This is a genomic window from Kitasatospora sp. NPDC057518, from assembly GCF_042802075.1.
In the GTDB taxonomy this organism is placed as follows: domain Bacteria; phylum Actinomycetota; class Actinomycetes; order Streptomycetales; family Streptomycetaceae; genus Kitasatospora.
Genome location: NZ_JBHVEU010000180.1, coordinates 1 through 16,440, shown reverse-complemented (window position 1 = coordinate 16,440; position 16,440 = coordinate 1). Strand labels below are relative to the sequence as shown.

Here is a 16,440-nt window from a genome sequence, read left to right as displayed (position 1 = left end):
TTCCCGTGCAGGGCGCGTTGCCGTACCCGCGGGTGCGGGATCAACCGCCGACGCGCACCACGTACTTGCCGGTCGCCCGGCCCTCCTGCATGGCGTCGTGGGCGGCCGGGACGGCGTCGAGGCCGGGCAGTTCGGTGACCGGCAGGACCAGGCCGCCGTCGGCGAGGAGACCGAGGACCCGGCGGACGGCGCGGGCCAGCCGCTCGGGGGCGGTGGCGGCCAGGCCGCGGTGGCTGAAGCCGGTGACGGTCAGGTTGCCCGCCATCAGGCGGCCGAGCGGGGGCAGGTCGGCGACGGCGCCGCCGCCCGCGTTGCCGAACAGCACGATCCGCGCGCCGGGCGCCGCCACGGCGAGGTCGAGGTCGAGGGCGGCGGTGCCCAGCGGGTCGAGCACCAGGTCGACGCCCCGGCCGCCGGTGGCGGCGCGGATCGCCTCGGCCGGTCCGCCGGCGCTACCGCTTTCGCCGCTACCGCTTCCGTCGGTGCCAGGTCCGTCGGCGCCCGGTCCGTCGGCCGCGCCGCGGGCGAAGACGTGGTCGTAGCCGGAGGCGAGCGCCGCCGCGGCCTTCTCCGGCCGGCCGACCGTGCCGATCAGCCGGCCGCCGCCGAGCAGCGGGACGAGCCGGGCAACGGCGTTGCCGATCCCGCCGCCCGCTGAGTGGACCAGGACGGTGTCCCCGGCGGTGAAGCGGCCCGCGTCGGTCAGCAGCAGCATCGAGGTGGCCAGGCCCAGCGGGACGGCGGCGGCCTCGCGCAGCGCCACCCCGTCCGGGAGCGGCACGGTGAGCGCGGCCTCCGCGACCACCACCTCGGCCAGCCCGGCGCCGACCGGCGCGGCGACCACCCGGTCGCCCACCGCCAGGCCGGTGACCCCGGCGCCGAGCTCGCGGACCGTACCGGACACCTCCTTGCCGGGCCGGTACGGCCACTCGGCGGCGTACGCGGCGTCGCCGCGGCGGGTCATCACGTCCACGAAGTTCAGTCCGGCGTGGGCGACGTCGACCGCCACCTGGCCCGGTCCGGGGCGCGGTACCGGGATCTCCCGGACCTCCGAGTTCTCCGCTCCACCGGGTGCGGTCATCACCAGTGCACGCATGTCGGGCCCCCTCGACTACGATGTTCGACGAACGACGAAATTGGCGCGGGACAGTGGTACCACGCCATTTCCATGGATGTCGAACATCGCAGATCATGGAGGTCGACCCATGCCCCGCAGCACCCGCCGACGACCGGCGCTCGCCCACCCCGCAGCCGAGGAGATCGACCTCTTCGACGTCCTGCACGCGCTCTCCGACCCCACCCGGATGACCATCGTCCGCGTTCTGCGCACCGAGCCCGAACGGGCCTGCGGCACCTTCCCGGTGGACGTCGCGCCCTCCACCCTGAGCCACCACTTCAAGGTGCTGCGCGAGTCCGGCCTGATCGTCCAGCGCGAGGAGGCCAACCGGCGCTTCTCCGCCCTGCGCACCGTCGACCTGGAGCAGCGCTTCCCCGGGCTGCTCGACACCGTCCTCGCCGCCCACGCCGCCGCCGCCCACGCCGGTACGGCGGGTTAGGCGACACCGGGGCGCTCAACGCCGGTGCCAGACCGCCCAGTTCTGCCGGGCGTCGAAGCGCTCGACGTACCAGTCGGCGGGGTGGCCCGGCCAGTACGCCTCCGGCGGCCTCCCCTCCCCGGGCAGCGGGAGGACCATCACGTTCGCCTCCGCCGGGACGGGCTGCCAGCGGGGGTCGCGGGACCAGACCCGCCCCCGGTAGACCTCGAAGGTCTGGGCGGCGCGCAGCGACCAGTCGACGTCCCAGGCGAACACCACGTTGTCGTCCGCCGTGATCCCGGCGGCGCGGGTGAAGCCGGTCGCCAGGCCCTCGCGGCCCTCCGCGTGCGGCCGAGCGACCTGTGCGGTGATCGTCGTGGTGGCGAAGGCGGCGAACAGCGCCAGCGAGACGCCGAGCGCCCCGAGCACCCGGCGGCCCCCGGCGCGGCGGACCAGGACCGCCGCACCGAGCAGGACCAGCACGGCGGCGCAGGTGCGGGGCAGGTCGATCCGGCCCCAGTCCGCGGCCAGGAACGAGACGTCGGGCAGGGTCCAGGGGATGAACATCGACGTGTGCAGCCGCTCGCCGGCCGCCAGCGCCACGACCCCGGCGAGCAGCAGGACGAGCCCGGCCGCGACCGCCGCCGTCCGGACCAGCGCGCGGCGACCGTACCGCGCGAGCACCGCGACGCCCGCGACGAAGGCCGCCGGGACGAGGTAGGAGGTGTACCGGGCGTACACCCAGTCGTCGACCCGGCCGTCCAGCGGCAGGGCGGCGGCGGAGGCCACGGCCGTGCCGAGCAGCAGGGCCACCAGCACGCCGCCGGTGGTCCGCAGGGCGGGCGGCCGGCGGCGGTCGAACACCGCGCACAGGCAGGCGACGACGGCGAGCCCGCCGACACCCCAGGTGGAGACGGTGAAGTACCAGATCTGACCGGCCGCCCGGGCGAGGGTCTGCACGGCGGCGCCCGGATCGGTCAGGCCCTTCCAGAGCGAGCCGCCGACGTCGCTGTCCGGGACGGTGAACCGCGCGTGCAGCCAGGCCGACAGCAGCTCGGCGCCGAGCACGCCGAGGCCGAGCGCCGCGAGCCCGGCCGCCGTGGCGCGCCACGGCGCCCGGCGCAGCAGCAGGGCGCCGAGCAGGACGGCGGCGGTCAGCGCCACCACCACGCCGCCGCGGTCGTGCACCGCCATCGCGTAGCCCGCCGACGCCCCCGCCCCGACGGCGTGCCAGGTGCGGCGCCGCGGCGGGCCGTCGGCGAGCCAGCCGTGCAGGCAGAGCAGCCAGGCGAGCACCAGGACGGGCAGGACGGCGTCGGTCAGCGCGAACTGCGAGTAGAAGACCACCGGCGGCAGCAGCGCGGTCGCGGCGGCGAAGGCGTACGAGAGGCGGCGGTCCAGACCGAGGCGGCGCAGCGCGACGTGGGCGAGCGGGAAGACCAGGGCGTTGACGGCGGCGTTGACGCCCATGACCAGGTGGTAGGCGGTCGTCGGGTCGTCGGCCAGGCGCAGCGCGGGGGAGATCAGCAGGGGGTAGCCGCCGGGGATGACCACGCCGACCGGGATCTCGGTCGCCGAGCCGCCGGCCAGCACCCGGGCCTCGGCGAGGTAGGAGTCCTCGTCGGGGTGGACGGACGGGAAGTCCATGGACCGGACGAGGACGAGGCGGAACAGCAGCTCGGCCAGGTAGCCGACGAGCAGCACGACGGCGGGCCGGGTGGCGGCGGTCCGGACGACGGCGGCGCGGACGGTGGCGGCTGTGGCACGCACGGCGGTTCGGGCGGTGCTTCGGGCGGTGCTTCGACCGGTGGCGAGCGGAGTCGGGTCGGGCCGGGTCGGGTTCGGCCGGGTCGTGGTGCGGGGTGGCATGGGCGCGCCCCCTTCTGTCGACTGTCGGACGACTGTATATGTCGTTGGACTGCATATGTAGTCCGACTGGTTCCACGGAAGGGGGCGGGCGCTTACGGGCCGGGCCGGGTCATTTCGCCGGCGGGGTCGGGTACAGGCTCGCCAGCGGGTTGACGTACTCCTTGGCCGGCATGCAGGAAGGGCCCGGGGACTTCATCAGTCCGGCCTGCATCTCGCGGGAGCTGTTGGCCGGCGAAGTCCTGGCCAGCGGCAGGTAGATGAAGATCTCCGTGCCCGCCGGGAGCCGACGGGGGTGGACGGTCAGCACGAGCGGTTCCCCGGGCCCGTGCTCGATGTCCCACCCGGCGGTGAGGTCCACGTGGGAGGGCTGCTTCGGCTCGCGCGCCTTGCAGCCCGGCTCGCCGGGGTAGACCCGGGCGCGGATCCCGAACCGGTCGATGTCGCGCTGCAACTGGCCCGCGTCCACCGGCTTGTAGTCCTCGAGGATGGTCAGCCGGACCACCTCCTCCTCGCTCTCCAGGGTGTACGCGACACCGCTGGTGCTGCCCAGCGACCGTCCGCTGTCGTCGCCGCCGGGGGCGGAGCCGTCGGTGCCGGTGGTGAGCAGGACCCCGGTCAGCGCGGCGGCCAGCCCCAGCGGGAGGGCGGCGCCCAGGAGCAGGCCGCGCCGACGGGTGGTGCGCCGACGGGTGGTGCGCCGAGGGGTGTCGGGGGTGCCGTCCGGGTCGGTGATGCTGTCCAACAGGTGCTCCTTGAGCAGGAGGTGGCGGCTCCGGGGGAGGACCGGAGCGGCCGGGGCCGGCAGCAGCCGGGCCAGCTCCTCCCGATCGGCCTGTTCGGACCGGTGCCGGGGGGTGGCGCTCATCGGATCGTCTCCTTGGTCGGCCGGACCGCGGGGGTGCGGTCACCTGGTACCTGTCCGGTGCTGCCCGGGCGTTGCGCGGTCTCCGCCGCCCGGTGGCCGGCCTGGTGGCCCGCCGGCGGCGCGCCCCGCTGCTCCGCCCGCGCCGAACGCGCCGCGGCCAGCTCCCGCTCGGTCAGCTCCCGCAGTCGGGCGCGGGCACGCGAGAGCCGGGAGCGGACCGTACCCACCGGGCGGCCGAGCGCCTCGGCGACGGCCGCGTGGTCCAGCCCCTCCCACACGTACAGCGCGAAGACCTCCCGCTCGGCCGGCCGCAGCCGCTCCAACGCGGCCTTCGCGGCGGCCAGTTCCTCGGCGTCGGCGATCCGGCCCGCCAGCTCGCCGGAGAAGTCCGGCACCACCTCGCGCGGCGGCAGCTTGGCCATCGCCTTCTGGTGCCGGCGGGCCGCCCGGCGGGTGTTGCGGATGACGTTCCCGGCGATGCCCAGCAGCCACGGCGCCAGGCTCTCCGCGCCGTCCTCCCGCTCGGGGGCGATCCGGGCGCGCAGCCGCCAGGCCTCCAGGAAGGTCAGCGAGACCACGTCCTCGGCGACGGTCCGGTCCCCGGTCATCCGTACGGCGTGCCGGTACACCGCCCGGGCGTGATCCTCGAAGACCTGCCCGAACGCCTCGGCGTCCCCGGCGCGGATCCGCGCCCGTATCGATTGCTCCACACCCGGTCCTGTCCGGCGGGCCCCGGGTGCTGCCGTGATCCGCGTCACATGCCTGCCCGGCTCTGCTTCAGGCCGTCCGCGGGAGCGTCATCGCCGCCGACGGCGCCCGGTGGCGGCGGTGGTACGACACGGTGACGGCCGCCAGCAGCGGCGCCCAGGCGACGGTCGGCAGGTAGAGGAAGCCGACCAGGGTGTGGCCGAGCGGGGTCATGCCCGTACCCGGCAGGGCCCACCAGCCGACGAACGGCGTCCACGGCAGGGCCAGGCCGACGGCGCCGAGCGAGGCCGCGAGCACCACCGCACGCGGGCGGACCGGGCGGCCGCCGAAGAACGGCACCCAGCGCGGCGGCACCGTGCCCCACGGGCGGACCAGCCCGATCGTGAGCAGCGCCAGCGCCTCGGTGAACAGGCTCAGGAAGACCGGCCACACCGCGCCCCACCCGGTGAGGCCCATCGCCCGGTAGCCCGCCTCCGTGTACCCGCCGTGCCAGCCCGCCACCAGCCCGAGCCGCCACAGCCCGGCCGGCAGCGCGGTGACGGCGGCGAGGTGGGCGGCGCGCACGGCCCAGCGGGGCGGGGCGGGAACGGCGGTGGTGGCGGCGGCAGCGGGCCGGGGCGTCGTCATGCCTCCACCCTTCCGCGCGGCCCCGGCCCGCCGCGTCCCCCCCGGCGGCGGGCCCGGCGCCGGGGGCTCCCCCGGGCGGGGGAGGGGCGCCTCGGCCCCCGGGAGCAGGGCGCCTCGCCCCGTCACCCTGCGGCCGGGGCGCCGCCCGGATCAGCGCAGCCGCGAGGAGGAGAGGATCGACGCCAGGTGCGCGACCACCATGCCCCAGGTGATCGCCGTGATGCCCGCGAGCGTCCACCGGGTGGCGTCCAGGTTCCCGAGCCCGGCGTCCACCGCGGCGGCCGCCAGCAGCACCAGCGAGGCCTCGATGCCGTTCGTCACCCGGTGGATCTTGAACAGCGAGGCGACCTTGCGGGCCGTCGCGATGCCCTGGGAACGCGGCTGCGTCGACTCCTCGGTCGCCGGCAGCTGCCCGCTGCGGGCGCGGGCCACGTCCACCAGGTCCGTCGAGGCCTTGAGCAGCACCACGCCCAGCGCGGCCGCCAGACCTGCCGACACCCACAGCTCCGACCCGCCGCGCGCCGCCCGGACACCCGCACCGATCATCAGCGCGGCGTCCGCCAGATAGGCGCCGAGCCGGTCCACGTACACCCCGGCCATGCTGAACTGGCGCTTCCAGCGCGCCACTTCGCCGTCCACGCAGTCGAACAGCAGGAACAGTTGGAACAGCACGACGGCCAGCACCGCACCGACCGGGCCCGGGATCAGCAGGGCCGCGCCGCCGCCGACCCCGCACACCACCATCACCCAGGTGAGGGTGTTCGGCGACACCGAGGTGCGCACCAGCTGCCGGGTGGTCCGCAGCGAGATCCGCCGCATGTACATCCGGCCCGCCCAGTGCTCGCCGTTGCGGCTCTGAAGCTTGGCCTGCGGCTGGCACACCTCGCGCAGCTCGGCGAGCGCCGGAGCAGCCACCATGACGACATCCCTCCACCTGTCCCGAAAACGATCACCACAGGCTACGGCCTCCGGGGGAACGCCCGGACCAGGCGGCATGCCGCCGGAGGTACGGGAGGTGTCCGTCGTCGGAACGTCCGGTGCTCACGTCGCGCGCGAGCGTCGCGGGCGTCCGCCGGAGCGCCCGCGGTGAAAACCGGTGGGCCGCCCGAGCGCCCCCGGGCTAGGCTGCGCGGGTTCGCCGGAACCCGAAGCCCCGGGCCCGACTGCCCGCCCCCGCACGCCGGTTGACGCGGTCCGCGGTCCCGGAGCGGAACGAGGAGCGCAGACCCATGGTGACCACGGGCGGCCCGTCCCAGAGCCCCGACCCGGCCCGACTGCTGGCCGACCACCGTCCGCGCGGCCTGGTGGAGACCGCCGACCACGAGCGCGCCCGCCGCCTCCTCGGCGTCGCCGACGCCTGGAACAGGGGCACCTTCCCGCTGCACTTCACCGCCTCCGCGCTGATCGTCCACCCGCCCACCCGCCGCGTCCTGCTGCGCTGGCACGTCCGCCAGCAGGCCTGGCTGCACGTCGGCGGCCACGGCGACCCGGGCGAGACCCTCCCGCTGGACATCGCCCTGCGCGAGGGCCTGGAGGAGACCGGCCTGACCGACCTCGCCCCCTGGCCCGGCCCCGCCCTCGTCCACCTCGCCGTGGTGCCCGTCCCCGCCTCGCCCGCCGAACCCGCCCACAAGCACGCCGACCTGCGCTTCCTGCTGGCCACCGCCACCCCGGAGCAGGCCCGGCCGGAGAACCCGGCGTCCCCGCTGGAGTGGCTCACCGTCGAGGAGGCCAAGCGGCGGACCACCGAGGACAACCTCCGTGAGACCCTCGACCGCGCGGCCCGCCTGCTGCCGTCCGCCTGACCCCCCTTGGAGAGCGACCGGATGCACACCGACCAGACCCTGATCTTCGACGCCGACGACACGCTCTGGGAGAACAACGTCCTCTTCGAGCGGGTCATCGACGGCTTCCTGGACTGGGTCGCCGCCCCGCAGGAGCAGCAGCGCACCCGGGCCCTGCTGAACGAGATCGAGGCCGTCAACTCCGCCACCCTCGGCTACGGCGCCACCGTCTTCCGGCAGAGCCTCGCCGACTGCCTCCAGCGGCTCAACGACCGCACCCCCACGGCCGCCGAACAGGCCCGGATCGACGACCTGCTCACCCCGCTGACCAGCCGCGACGTCGAACTGATCGCCGGCGTCGCCGACACCCTGGCCGCCCTCGCCGACCGCCACCAGCTGCTCCTGCTCACCAAGGGCGACCAGGGCGAACAGCAGCGCAAGGTGACGGCGTCCACCATCGACCACCACTTCCGCGGCGTCCACATCGTCGCCGAGAAGTCGGTCGACACCTACCGGCGGCTCACCGCCGACCTCGGCCTCGACCCGGGCCGGACCTGGATGATCGGCAACTCGCCCAAGTCCGACATCGCCCCCGCCCGCCGGGCCGGCCTGCGCACCGTCTTCATCCCGCACGACCACACCTGGGTGCTGGAGCACGCGGAACTCGGCCCGGACGAGGCGACGCTGCGGCTCGGGGCCTTCCCCGAGCTGCTGCGCCACTTCTGACGGCCCCTCCGGGCCGTCAGCCCATCATCGCGGCCGCCGGCACCGGCGTCCCGTCCCGGTACAGCCAGGCCCGCTCGGCGGCCGACCAGACGCCGGCCGTCAGCAGGTAGAGTACGGCGGCCACCGGGACCAGCGCCGCGAACAGCACCGACCCGAACGACAGGTACGGCAGCAGTCCCGCCCCCGGCTGCGGGGCGGGCTGCGCCGTCGCCGCTGTAGCCGCCGCCGCGGCCGTGCGCCGGGCCCGGCGGAAGTTGACGACCCCGACCGCCGCCAGTCCGGCGAACAGCACCCCGAACACCGCCCACTGCCCGGCGCCCTGCGCGCCCGTGACGTGCAGACCCAGCGGCACCCCGAACAGGGTGTGGTCCAGCAGGTCGTTCGGGGTGGTGAACAGGCGGTACATCACCGAGAAGAACGGGATCTGCACCAGCACCGGCAGGCACCCCGCGAACGGCGACACCTGCTCCTTCCGGTACATCTCGGCCAGCGCCTCCCGCAGCCGCTCCGGGCGGTCCCTGTGCTTCCTCTGCAACGCGGCGACCTTCGGCGCCAGCCGCGCCCTGGCCCTCTCCCCGCGCGCCGCCGCCCGCGCCAGCGGGTGCAGCGCCAAGCGGACGGCGACGGTGAACAGGACGATGGCCAAGGCGGTCGGCACCAGGTGGGCGACGGCGGCGACGACGGCGTGCGCCACGGCGACGGCAGGGTCGAGAACAGCGAGTACGGACATGGTGGAGCGAGCCCTCCAGGGTCTCAGGACATGAGTGAGCGGCGGAGGACGGCCACGGGGAACGCCTGGAAGAACGTCCGGCAGGAACGATCGGAAGAACGCCTGGAAGGACTTCGGACGGAACTACGCGGCCGCCGGGGCCGCTCCCGGCGCCCTGGGGCGTCGCCTGCCCCGGGCGTCCGGATCACGCTGCGGAAGGAACGCCGTACCGAACGCCCGGCGCCGCAGCACCCCGCTGCGCACCGCCGCCGGCGCCCGCGCCCCGAGGAGCCGCGCCCCGGCCAGCGCCCCGGCGACCGCCCCGGCCACCAGTGCCACGGCCGCGACGGCGGCCACCGACGCCAGCGTCCCGCTGTCGGCCACCAGCTCCCCGGTCAGCACCCGGAGCAGGCCCAGCAGCATCGCCACAACGGCCACGACGCGCTCCCCCTCCCGGTGTCCCATCGGCTTCCTGACGTACCAGCAGGACGATCCTACGAGCCCCCGGGTTCCCGCCTGTGTCGGGGACGTCCCCCACGGCGCCCCCGCCTGGTTCCGCCCGATTCCGTTCGTACCCGAAGGCCCCCTCCTCGGGGCGGCGAAAAGCGGTCGTCCGGGGTGTAGCCGCCGGGGCTACACGGGGCTACCGTGGAGAGGTGAAGACGATTACCCAGCGGGAGTTCCGGAACAACTCCGCCGCCGTGATGGACGCGGTGGAGGCGGGGGAGACGTTCCACATCACCAGGAACGGGGTCGAGGTCGCGGAGCTGCGTCCGGTGCCCGGGCGTCGGCGGCTCACGGCGGAGGAGCTGGTGGCCCGGCACGTGAAGCTGCCGCGCGTGGACTACCAGCAGATGCGCAAGGAGGCCGAGGAGGACTTCGGCCCCGAGGAGCTGGTGGGCGACGACGGCGACGACCCGTTCGAGCGGCGGCGTGGCTGAGCGCCGCAGAGCACCCCGGCGGCGGCCGGCCGGGGTGCTGGACACCTGCGTCTACATCGACCTGGCGCTGCTCAGCCCCTCCGACCTGCCGGCCGTGCCCGAGCTGACCGCGATCACCTTCGCCGAACTGCAGCAGGGCGTGTCGATGGCCCGCGACCCGGCCAGCCGGGCCGCCCGGCTGGAGGTGCTGGGCGCGGCGATGGCGGACTTCGACCCGCTGCCCTTCGACGCGGCCGCCGCCGCCCGCTACGGGACGCTGGTCACCCTCACCATCGCCGCCGGACGGCAGCCGCGCCCGCGCCGGATCGACCTGATGATCGCCGCGGTCGCCTCGGCCCACGGGCTGCCGCTGTACACCCGCAACGTGGCGGACTTCCGGGGGCTGGGCTCCGCGGTGGAGGTCATCGGGGTGTGAGGTCCGGGCGGGTCCCGTGGGCCGGGCGGGGAGCGGCGGTCAGGAGGCCCCGAGGGCGGCGGCCCCGTCCCGCTCGACCCGGTCGGCCATGGCGGCCGCGGCCTTCAGGGCCTCCGCCCGGTTCCGGGTGCGCAGCAGGACGGTGTTGCCCCCGCGCTTGCCCCGGTCGCCGCCCGCCTTGGCGGCGACGGCCCAGCGCGGTCGGCGGAGCAGGGCGAGGACCAGCCAGCGGAGTCCGAAGTTCAGCCCCAGGACGGCGGCGATGGGGACGAGCAGGAGGACCCCCTCGCCGCCGGCTTCGCCGCCGACGTGCCGCATGGGGTCGTAGGTGTGCAGGGGCCTGTGCGTGGCCCAGAGGCGGCCGAGCCACACCACCGCGATCCGTACGGGGCGGCGGTCGGGCCCGGTCACGTCGACGTAGCCGATCGACCCGTCCCGCTCGCCGCGGGCCCAGGCCGTCCGCTCCCTCGTGGTCGACAGGCTCTCCTGGAGCTCGCGGTCCTCGGCCTCCCGGGCCTTCCGGCGCTGCTCGAACTCCTCCGACCAGGCCTTCTCGCGCTTCTTCTGCTCGGTGGACCACGCCTGTTCGCGCTCACGCCGCTCGTCGGCGGTGACCCGCCATTCCCCCCGGTTGCTCATGGCGGCCATCGTAGGAGACGAGGTCAAGGGAGGGTAAAGCGGGCCGTACGGCCGTCAGCCCGGGCGGACCGCCGTCCCGGTGGCGGCGGAGGTGCGGGCGGCCTCCAGGACGGCCAGGGCGGCCACCGCGTCGCGCGGGTCGACCGGGGGCGGGGTGCCCGGGGTGGCCAGGGCGGCGGCGATGCCCGCGTAGAAGGCGGGGTAGTCGCCCGGGTCGGTCGGCAGCCGGATCGCCGACTCGTCGGTGCCGAGGGTGCCGTAGTGCGCGGGCTGGTCGGTGCCCCAGGGGCGGGTGCCGTCCGGGCGCAGGCCCGCCCGCAGGTCGGCCTCCTGCGGGTCCATGCCGGACTTGACGTAGCCGGCGGTGTCGCCGAGCACCCGCAGCCGGGGGCCGATCAGCGGGGTGATGGCGCTGGTCCACAGGTGTGAGCGGGTGCCGCTGGTGTGGGTGAGGGCGAGGAAGGCGTCGTCGTCCACCACCGCGCCGTCGCGCCGCACGTCGATCTCCGCGTACACCGTCTCGACCGGCCCGAACAGGGTGAGCGCCTGGTCGACGAGGTGGCTGCCCAGGTCGTACAGGGTGCCGCCGACCTCGGCCGGGTCGGCCAGCTCCCGCCAGCCCGGCTTGGGCTTGGGGCGGAAGCGCTCGAAGCGGGACTCGAAGCGGTGCACCCGGCCGAGCGCGCCGCCGCGCACCAGCCGGCTCGCGGTGAGGAAGTCGCCGTCCCAGCGCCGGTTGTGGAAGACCGAGAGCAGCACGCCCTGCTCCTCGGCGAGCCGGCACAGCTCCAGTGCCTGGGCGGCGGTGCCGGCCAGCGGCTTGTCCACCACGGTGGCCAGGCCGGCCCGCAGGGCGGCGCGGGCGAGCGGGGCGTGGGTGCGGTTGGGCGAGGCGATGACGACCAGGTCCAGCGCGTCCGGGTCGGCGAGCAGCTGCTCGGGCGTGTCCACGGCGCGGGCGCCTGGGTGCTCGCGCGCCAGCTGGGCGCGCCGGTCGGGGTTGGCGGTGACCACGGCGTCCAGCCGCAGCCCCGGCGTGGTGGCGATCAGCGGCGCGTGGAACGCGGAGCCGGCCAGGCCGTAGCCGATCAGGCCGACGCGGAACGGACCGGGAGTCGTCTGCGGGTTCATGCGCCCACTCAATCACGAGGCGCCCGGTTGCTCCCGGTTTCGGCGGACGGGACGGCGGGCCCGCCGCCGCGCCCTCGTCCGGGTGAGGCTGCCGCCGCGGCCCGGAGCGCGGTGATACGTGTACGCGGCGATACGTGCACGTATCACCCCACGGACTGCGACGGAGGATCACATGGCCGCCAACGGCTGGACCGACGACCTGCTCGACCGGATGCGCACCGTCGGCGACCCGCTCGGGGACGCCGCCATCGCCGAGACGTACGAGCTCGGACAGCAGGACCAGGTGCGGCAGACCCTGCTCGGCTTCGGCCGCAACAGCGACGCCGTCCCGGCCGGGCTGCCGCCCAGGCTCCGGGCGTACTTCGAGGAGTCCGCCGTCCTGCCGTCCTGGGCGGACCGGGCGCAGATGGCGCGCGGCCACGAGCTGCTCGGCCGCTACCAGCCGCTGATCGCCTCGATCCTGCTCTGCGGCTCGCTCCCGCTCTGCTACACCTGCGGCAACGGCGCCGAGGTGCTCGTCCGCTCCCAGCGCCTGACCTCCGGGGTGTACCGGCGCCTGATGGAGACCTCGCAGTTCGTCGTCGACGTCCTCGACAACGACGGCCTGGGGCCGGGCGGCCGCGGACTCCGGTCGGCCCAGAAGGTCCGGCTGCTGCACGCCACCATGCGCTACCACGTCTCCCAGCTGGGCGACTGGGACGCCGCCGCCCTGGGGGTTCCGGTCAACCAGGAGGACCTGGCCGGCACGCTGATGAGCTTCTCGGTGCTGATCCCGCTCGGCCTCGCCGAACTGGGCGTCGACCTGCTGCCCGAGGACCGGGAGGCCTACTTCCACATCTGGCGGGTGGTCGGCCACGTCCTGGGCGTCGACGAGCAGCTCAACCCGGCCAAGTTCGGCGACGGCGCGGCCCTGAAGGACGCCATCATCCGCCACCAGCAGCGGCCCTCGGAAGCCGGACGGGTGCTGACGAAGGGCGTCCTGGACTTCATCCGGGAGGTGCTGCCGGTCCCGTCGGGAGCGGGCCCCACCCTGATCCGGCGCCTGATCGGCGACAAGTCCGCCGACGTCATCGCGGTGCCCCCGGCGGACAGCCTCACCAAGCTCGGGCTGAGCGCCGCCGCCCTGCCGAACTTCGGGTACGGCAGGACGGGCGACACCCTGCCGCCGCTCGCCGAACTGGCGAGCCAACTGGGGCTGCTGGTCTTCAAGGAGGGGCTGCTGCTCACCAACAAGGGCCGCCGCCGGGAGTGGCAGGTCCCGACCGGCCTGACCGACTCGTCGTCCTGACCGGGGCGCCACCGTGCGGCCACCGGGCTCGGCCCGTACGGTCACCGGGCTCGGCCCGTACGGTCACCGGCCCGGGGTGTGCGGCCACCGGCCGGACGGGGGCCGCGCGGTGGCGGTGCGGGCGACTACGCTGGTCGGAGTTGGGGCAGCCTGTGGCGCCCGACCGGCCGAGGGTGTCCGGTCTGGGCATGTGCGAGAACGTTCAGACCTGTGCAAGACCGAGGAGACACCTACGTGGCAGAGCGCAAGCCCATCGAGTCCTGGCTGACCGACATGGACGGGGTCCTCATCCACGAGGGCACGCCGATCCCCGGGGCGGAGGAGTTCCTGCGCAAGCTGCGGGAGTCCGGCAAGCCCTTCCTGGTCCTCACCAACAACTCCATCTACACCCCGCGCGACCTCAGCGCCCGGCTGGCCGGCATGGGCCTGGAGGTGCCGGAGGAGTGCATCTGGACCTCCGCCCTGGCGACGGCCAAGTTCCTCGCGGGCCAGCGCCCCGGGGGCACCGCGTACGTGATCGGCGAGGCCGGCCTCACCACCGCGCTGTACCAGGCCGGTTACGTGCTGACCGACAACAACCCCGACTACGTGGTGCTCGGCGAGACCCGCACCTACTCCTTCGAGGCGCTCACCAAGGCGATCCGCCTGATCAACCAGGGCGCCCGGTTCATCTGCACCAACCCGGACGAGACCGGCCCCTCCACCGAGGGCGTGCTGCCGGCCACCGGCTCGGTCGCGGCCCTGATCACCAAGGCGACCGGGGTCGAGCCGTACTTCGTCGGCAAGCCCAACCCGCTGATGATGCGCGAGGCGCTGAACACCGCCGGCGCCCACTCCGAGACGGCGGTGATGATCGGCGACCGGATGGACACCGACATCGTCGCGGGCATGGAGGCCGGCATGGAGACCATCCTGGTGCTCACCGGCCTGACCTCCGCCTCCGACGTGGAGCGCTTCCCGTACCGGCCGACCCGCGTGGTCCAGTCGATCGCGGACCTGGTCGAGCTGGTCTAGCCGCTGGGTTTTCACCCCGCGTTCTCGTCGTGGGCCCCGTTCCGGCAGGTCGCCGGGGCGGGGCCGCTCCGTGTCCGGGGTGCGGGGCCGCCTGGTGCCCGCGGGGAGGCGGCCGTTGTCGGTGGGGCTGTGTAGCGTTCGGGGTGAAAGAGGGCGTGCGGCGCAACAGCCGCGGTGTGGGAGGTAGATGTCGTGACGGACACGGTCGAGGCGGGCGTGGTCGAGGCCGGCGAGGGCGGCGGGCTGGAACTGCCCGAGTCCTGGCGCGGGGTGCTGGGCGCCGAGACGGAGAAGCCGTACTTCGCCGAGCTGGCGGCCTTCGTGGCGGCCCAGCGCGCGGAGCACGAGGTGTTCCCGCCGAGTGGCCAGGAGTTCGCCGCACTGGAGGCCACTCCGTACGACAAGGTCCGGGTGCTCGTGCTCGGCCAGGACCCGTACCACGACAACGGCCAGGCCCACGGCATGAGCTTCTCGGTGCTGCCGGGCACCAAGACGCCGCCGTCGCTGCGCAACATCTTCAAGGAGCTGGACGCCGACCTGGGCGTCCCCGCCCCGGACAACGGCTACCTGATGCACTGGGCCGAGCAGGGCGTGCTGCTGCTCAACGCGGTGCTCACGGTCCGCGCGCACGAGGCCAACTCGCACAAGGCGAAGGGCTGGGAGAAGTTCACCGACGCGGTGATCAAGGCGGTGAGCGACCGCGACGAGCCGGTGGTCTTCGTGCTGTGGGGCAACTACGCGAAGAAGAAGCTGCCGCTGATCGACACCGCCAAGCACGTGGTGGTGCAGGGCGCGCACCCGTCGCCGCTGTCGGCGAAGCTGTTCTTCGGCAGCCGCCCGTTCTCGCAGATCAACGCCGCGCTGGACTCCTTCGGCGCCGAGGCGATCGACTGGCAGGTGCCGAACCTGAAGGAGGCCTGAGCCTCCGCCCGGAGCGCCTGCGGGCGTTCCGGGGTGCCGGTCGGCGGGCGCCGGCAGCCGGTGGTGGCCGTGGTTCGGACGGGTTCGATGTCCCGTCCGCCCACGGCCACTTGGCGTTCACCGCTGGTGGCCGTCGGCCGGTGCCGGGTGTGCTTAGCTGGTGCCGACCGGTCGCCGGACCGGGGCCGGGGAGGGGCGGTACGTGCACGGGCTGGGGCGGACAGGGACGTTGCGGGGCGCCGTCGGGGCGCTGCTGGCCGGGGTGGTGCTGGCGGCCGGGTCCGGCTGCACCGGTTCGGACGGTGGGAAGCCGGGAGCCGGGTCCGTGTCCTCCGCCGCCGGGGCGGGCGCGGGGGCGGGTGCCGGTGCGGGCTTCGCCCAACTGCCCGGGCAGGCCTTCTACGTCTCCGACCGCACCAACGCCGCCCAGCAGGTGACCGCGCTGCGCGGCCAGGGCCGGACGGCGGAGGCCGACGCGCTGCTGCGGATCGCCGGCCAGCCCTCCTCGCAGTGGCTCGGCGAGCAGGGCGCCCAGACGATCGCCGAGCAGGTGAGCCGACGGGCCGCCGAGGCCGGCCGCACGGCGGTCTTCGTCGCGTACGACATCCCGCACCGCGACTGCGGCCAGTACTCGGCCGGCGGCGCCCCCGACGCGGCCTCCTACCGGGCCTGGATCACCGGCGTCGCCCAGGCCCTCGGCGACCGCAGGGCCTGGGTGGTGCTGGAGCCGGACGCTGTCGCGCACACCCTGGACACCTGCGGGATCAAGGGCGACCTGGCCGCCGAGCGGTACGGCCTGTTGGCCTTCGCCGTCCAGGAGTTGAAGAAGAACCCCAACGCGCGGGTCTACCTGGACGCGGGCAACCCCGGCTGGGCACAGGACCCGGAGGAGATGGCCACCGCCCTGCGCAAGTCGGGCATCGCGGCGGCCGACGGTTTCGCCGTGAACGTCGCCAACTTCTACGACACCGAACGGAACGCGGCCTACGGCGCCAGGCTCTCCGCGGCCCTCGGCGGGAAGAACTACGTCATCGACACCAGCCGCAGCGGCAACGGGGCGCTGGGCGGCGCCGCCTGGTGCAACCCGCCCGGGCGCGCGCTCGGCGAGCGGCCGACCACCGAGACCGGCCGGCCCGGGGTGGACGCCTACCTGTGGATCAAGAACCCGGGGGAGTCGGACGGCGACTGCGGCCGGGGCGAGCCCCGGGCGGGCGAGTTCTGGCTGCCGTACGCGCTCGGGCTGGCGCAGGCGGCGCGCTGAGGCCGCC

The 16,440-nt window shown here is 75.0% G+C and carries 19 protein-coding genes; 9 read left to right on the top strand and 10 right to left on the bottom strand.

The window, feature by feature from the left end; all coding sequences use genetic code 11:
- Positions 1-40: 40 nt before the first annotated feature.
- A complete protein-coding gene (locus tag ACFU7Z_RS19765; RefSeq protein ID WP_380778533.1) occupies positions 41-1,096 on the bottom strand; it encodes a zinc-binding alcohol dehydrogenase family protein in 1,056 nt (351 codons plus the stop codon).
- 109 nt (positions 1,097-1,205) lie between these two features.
- Here ACFU7Z_RS19765 and ACFU7Z_RS19760 point away from each other — a divergent pair, with 109 nt between their 5' ends.
- Positions 1,206-1,556, top strand: a complete 351-nt coding sequence (locus tag ACFU7Z_RS19760; RefSeq protein WP_380778531.1) for an ArsR/SmtB family transcription factor — start codon at positions 1,206-1,208, stop codon at positions 1,554-1,556.
- Positions 1,557-1,571: 15 nt separating this feature from the next.
- On the opposite strand, the gene ACFU7Z_RS19755 is transcribed toward ACFU7Z_RS19760, so the two are convergent.
- The 5 genes from ACFU7Z_RS19755 to ACFU7Z_RS19735 form a co-directional block, all read right to left on the bottom strand.
- Positions 1,572-3,305, bottom strand: coding sequence for a hypothetical protein (locus ACFU7Z_RS19755; protein WP_380778529.1), 1,734 nt, complete (start codon positions 3,303-3,305; stop codon positions 1,572-1,574).
- Positions 3,306-3,513: 208 nt separating this feature from the next.
- Complete coding sequence (locus tag ACFU7Z_RS19750; RefSeq protein ID WP_380778527.1) at positions 3,514-4,269, bottom strand: hypothetical protein; 756 nt, start codon at positions 4,267-4,269, stop codon at positions 3,514-3,516.
- Positions 4,266-4,979, bottom strand: a complete 714-nt coding sequence (locus ACFU7Z_RS19745) for an RNA polymerase sigma factor (RefSeq protein WP_380743385.1) — start codon at positions 4,977-4,979, stop codon at positions 4,266-4,268. Before ACFU7Z_RS19745 ends, ACFU7Z_RS19750 begins: the two co-directional genes overlap by 4 nt.
- 67 nt (positions 4,980-5,046) lie before the next feature.
- Entirely contained in the window at positions 5,047-5,604 is a 558-nt protein-coding gene (locus ACFU7Z_RS19740; protein ID WP_380778525.1) for a hypothetical protein, read from the bottom strand.
- 150 nt (positions 5,605-5,754) lie between these two features.
- Positions 5,755-6,522: a CDP-alcohol phosphatidyltransferase family protein gene (locus tag ACFU7Z_RS19735; RefSeq protein WP_074005079.1), complete on the bottom strand. Its 768-nt coding sequence runs from the start codon at positions 6,520-6,522 to the stop codon at positions 5,755-5,757.
- 311 nt (positions 6,523-6,833) lie between these two features.
- Between ACFU7Z_RS19735 and ACFU7Z_RS19730 the strand changes: the two genes are divergently transcribed.
- The gene (locus ACFU7Z_RS19730) at positions 6,834-7,409 is read left to right on the top strand and encodes an NUDIX hydrolase (protein ID WP_380778523.1); all 576 of its coding nucleotides are present in this window, start codon (positions 6,834-6,836) and stop codon (positions 7,407-7,409) included.
- 21 nt (positions 7,410-7,430) lie between these two features.
- On the top strand, positions 7,431-8,114 hold the full coding sequence (locus tag ACFU7Z_RS19725) for an HAD family hydrolase (RefSeq protein WP_380778521.1): 684 nt from the start codon (positions 7,431-7,433) through the stop codon (positions 8,112-8,114).
- 16 nt (positions 8,115-8,130) lie between these two features.
- On the opposite strand, the gene ACFU7Z_RS19720 is transcribed toward ACFU7Z_RS19725, so the two are convergent.
- Both ACFU7Z_RS19720 and ACFU7Z_RS19715 read right to left on the bottom strand, forming a co-directional pair.
- Entirely contained in the window at positions 8,131-8,844 is a 714-nt protein-coding gene (locus ACFU7Z_RS19720) for a YidC/Oxa1 family membrane protein insertase (RefSeq protein WP_380778519.1), read from the bottom strand.
- A gap of 123 nt (positions 8,845-8,967) precedes the next feature.
- Positions 8,968-9,261 carry a DUF6412 domain-containing protein gene (locus ACFU7Z_RS19715; RefSeq protein WP_234348221.1) on the bottom strand — a complete coding sequence of 98 codons (294 nt, stop codon included), beginning with the start codon at positions 9,259-9,261 and terminating at the stop codon, positions 8,968-8,970.
- A gap of 218 nt (positions 9,262-9,479) precedes the next feature.
- Here ACFU7Z_RS19715 and ACFU7Z_RS19710 point away from each other — a divergent pair, with 218 nt between their 5' ends.
- Both ACFU7Z_RS19710 and ACFU7Z_RS19705 read left to right on the top strand, forming a co-directional pair.
- On the top strand, positions 9,480-9,764 hold the full coding sequence (locus ACFU7Z_RS19710) for a type II toxin-antitoxin system Phd/YefM family antitoxin (RefSeq protein WP_049649701.1): 285 nt from the start codon (positions 9,480-9,482) through the stop codon (positions 9,762-9,764).
- Positions 9,757-10,179: a type II toxin-antitoxin system VapC family toxin gene (locus tag ACFU7Z_RS19705; protein ID WP_049649700.1), complete on the top strand. Its 423-nt coding sequence runs from the start codon at positions 9,757-9,759 to the stop codon at positions 10,177-10,179. Before ACFU7Z_RS19710 ends, ACFU7Z_RS19705 begins: the two co-directional genes overlap by 8 nt.
- Positions 10,180-10,218: 39 nt before the next feature.
- Here ACFU7Z_RS19705 and ACFU7Z_RS19700 read toward each other — a convergent pair whose 3' ends face one another.
- Positions 10,219-10,818: a hypothetical protein gene (locus ACFU7Z_RS19700; RefSeq protein WP_380778516.1), complete on the bottom strand. Its 600-nt coding sequence runs from the start codon at positions 10,816-10,818 to the stop codon at positions 10,219-10,221.
- Between the two features lie 54 nt (positions 10,819-10,872).
- Positions 10,873-11,949, bottom strand: coding sequence for a Gfo/Idh/MocA family oxidoreductase (locus ACFU7Z_RS19695; RefSeq protein WP_117487922.1), 1,077 nt, complete (start codon positions 11,947-11,949; stop codon positions 10,873-10,875).
- A gap of 172 nt (positions 11,950-12,121) precedes the next feature.
- On the opposite strand from ACFU7Z_RS19695, the gene ACFU7Z_RS19690 reads away from it, so the two are divergent.
- From ACFU7Z_RS19690 to ACFU7Z_RS19675, 4 genes are all read left to right on the top strand, one after another.
- Positions 12,122-13,237 carry an oxygenase MpaB family protein gene (locus ACFU7Z_RS19690; RefSeq protein ID WP_380778514.1) on the top strand — a complete coding sequence of 372 codons (1,116 nt, stop codon included), beginning with the start codon at positions 12,122-12,124 and terminating at the stop codon, positions 13,235-13,237.
- A gap of 234 nt (positions 13,238-13,471) precedes the next feature.
- Positions 13,472-14,251: an HAD-IIA family hydrolase gene (locus tag ACFU7Z_RS19685; protein WP_049649696.1), complete on the top strand. Its 780-nt coding sequence runs from the start codon at positions 13,472-13,474 to the stop codon at positions 14,249-14,251.
- Positions 14,252-14,443: 192 nt separating this feature from the next.
- Positions 14,444-15,172 (top strand): uracil-DNA glycosylase, encoded by a 729-nt coding sequence (locus tag ACFU7Z_RS19680; protein WP_234348220.1) that lies wholly within the window; start codon positions 14,444-14,446, stop codon positions 15,170-15,172.
- A 160-nt stretch (positions 15,173-15,332) separates the two neighbouring features.
- On the top strand, positions 15,333-16,433 hold the full coding sequence (locus tag ACFU7Z_RS19675) for a glycoside hydrolase family 6 protein (RefSeq protein WP_375874727.1): 1,101 nt from the start codon (positions 15,333-15,335) through the stop codon (positions 16,431-16,433).
- Positions 16,434-16,440: the final 7 nt, after the last annotated feature.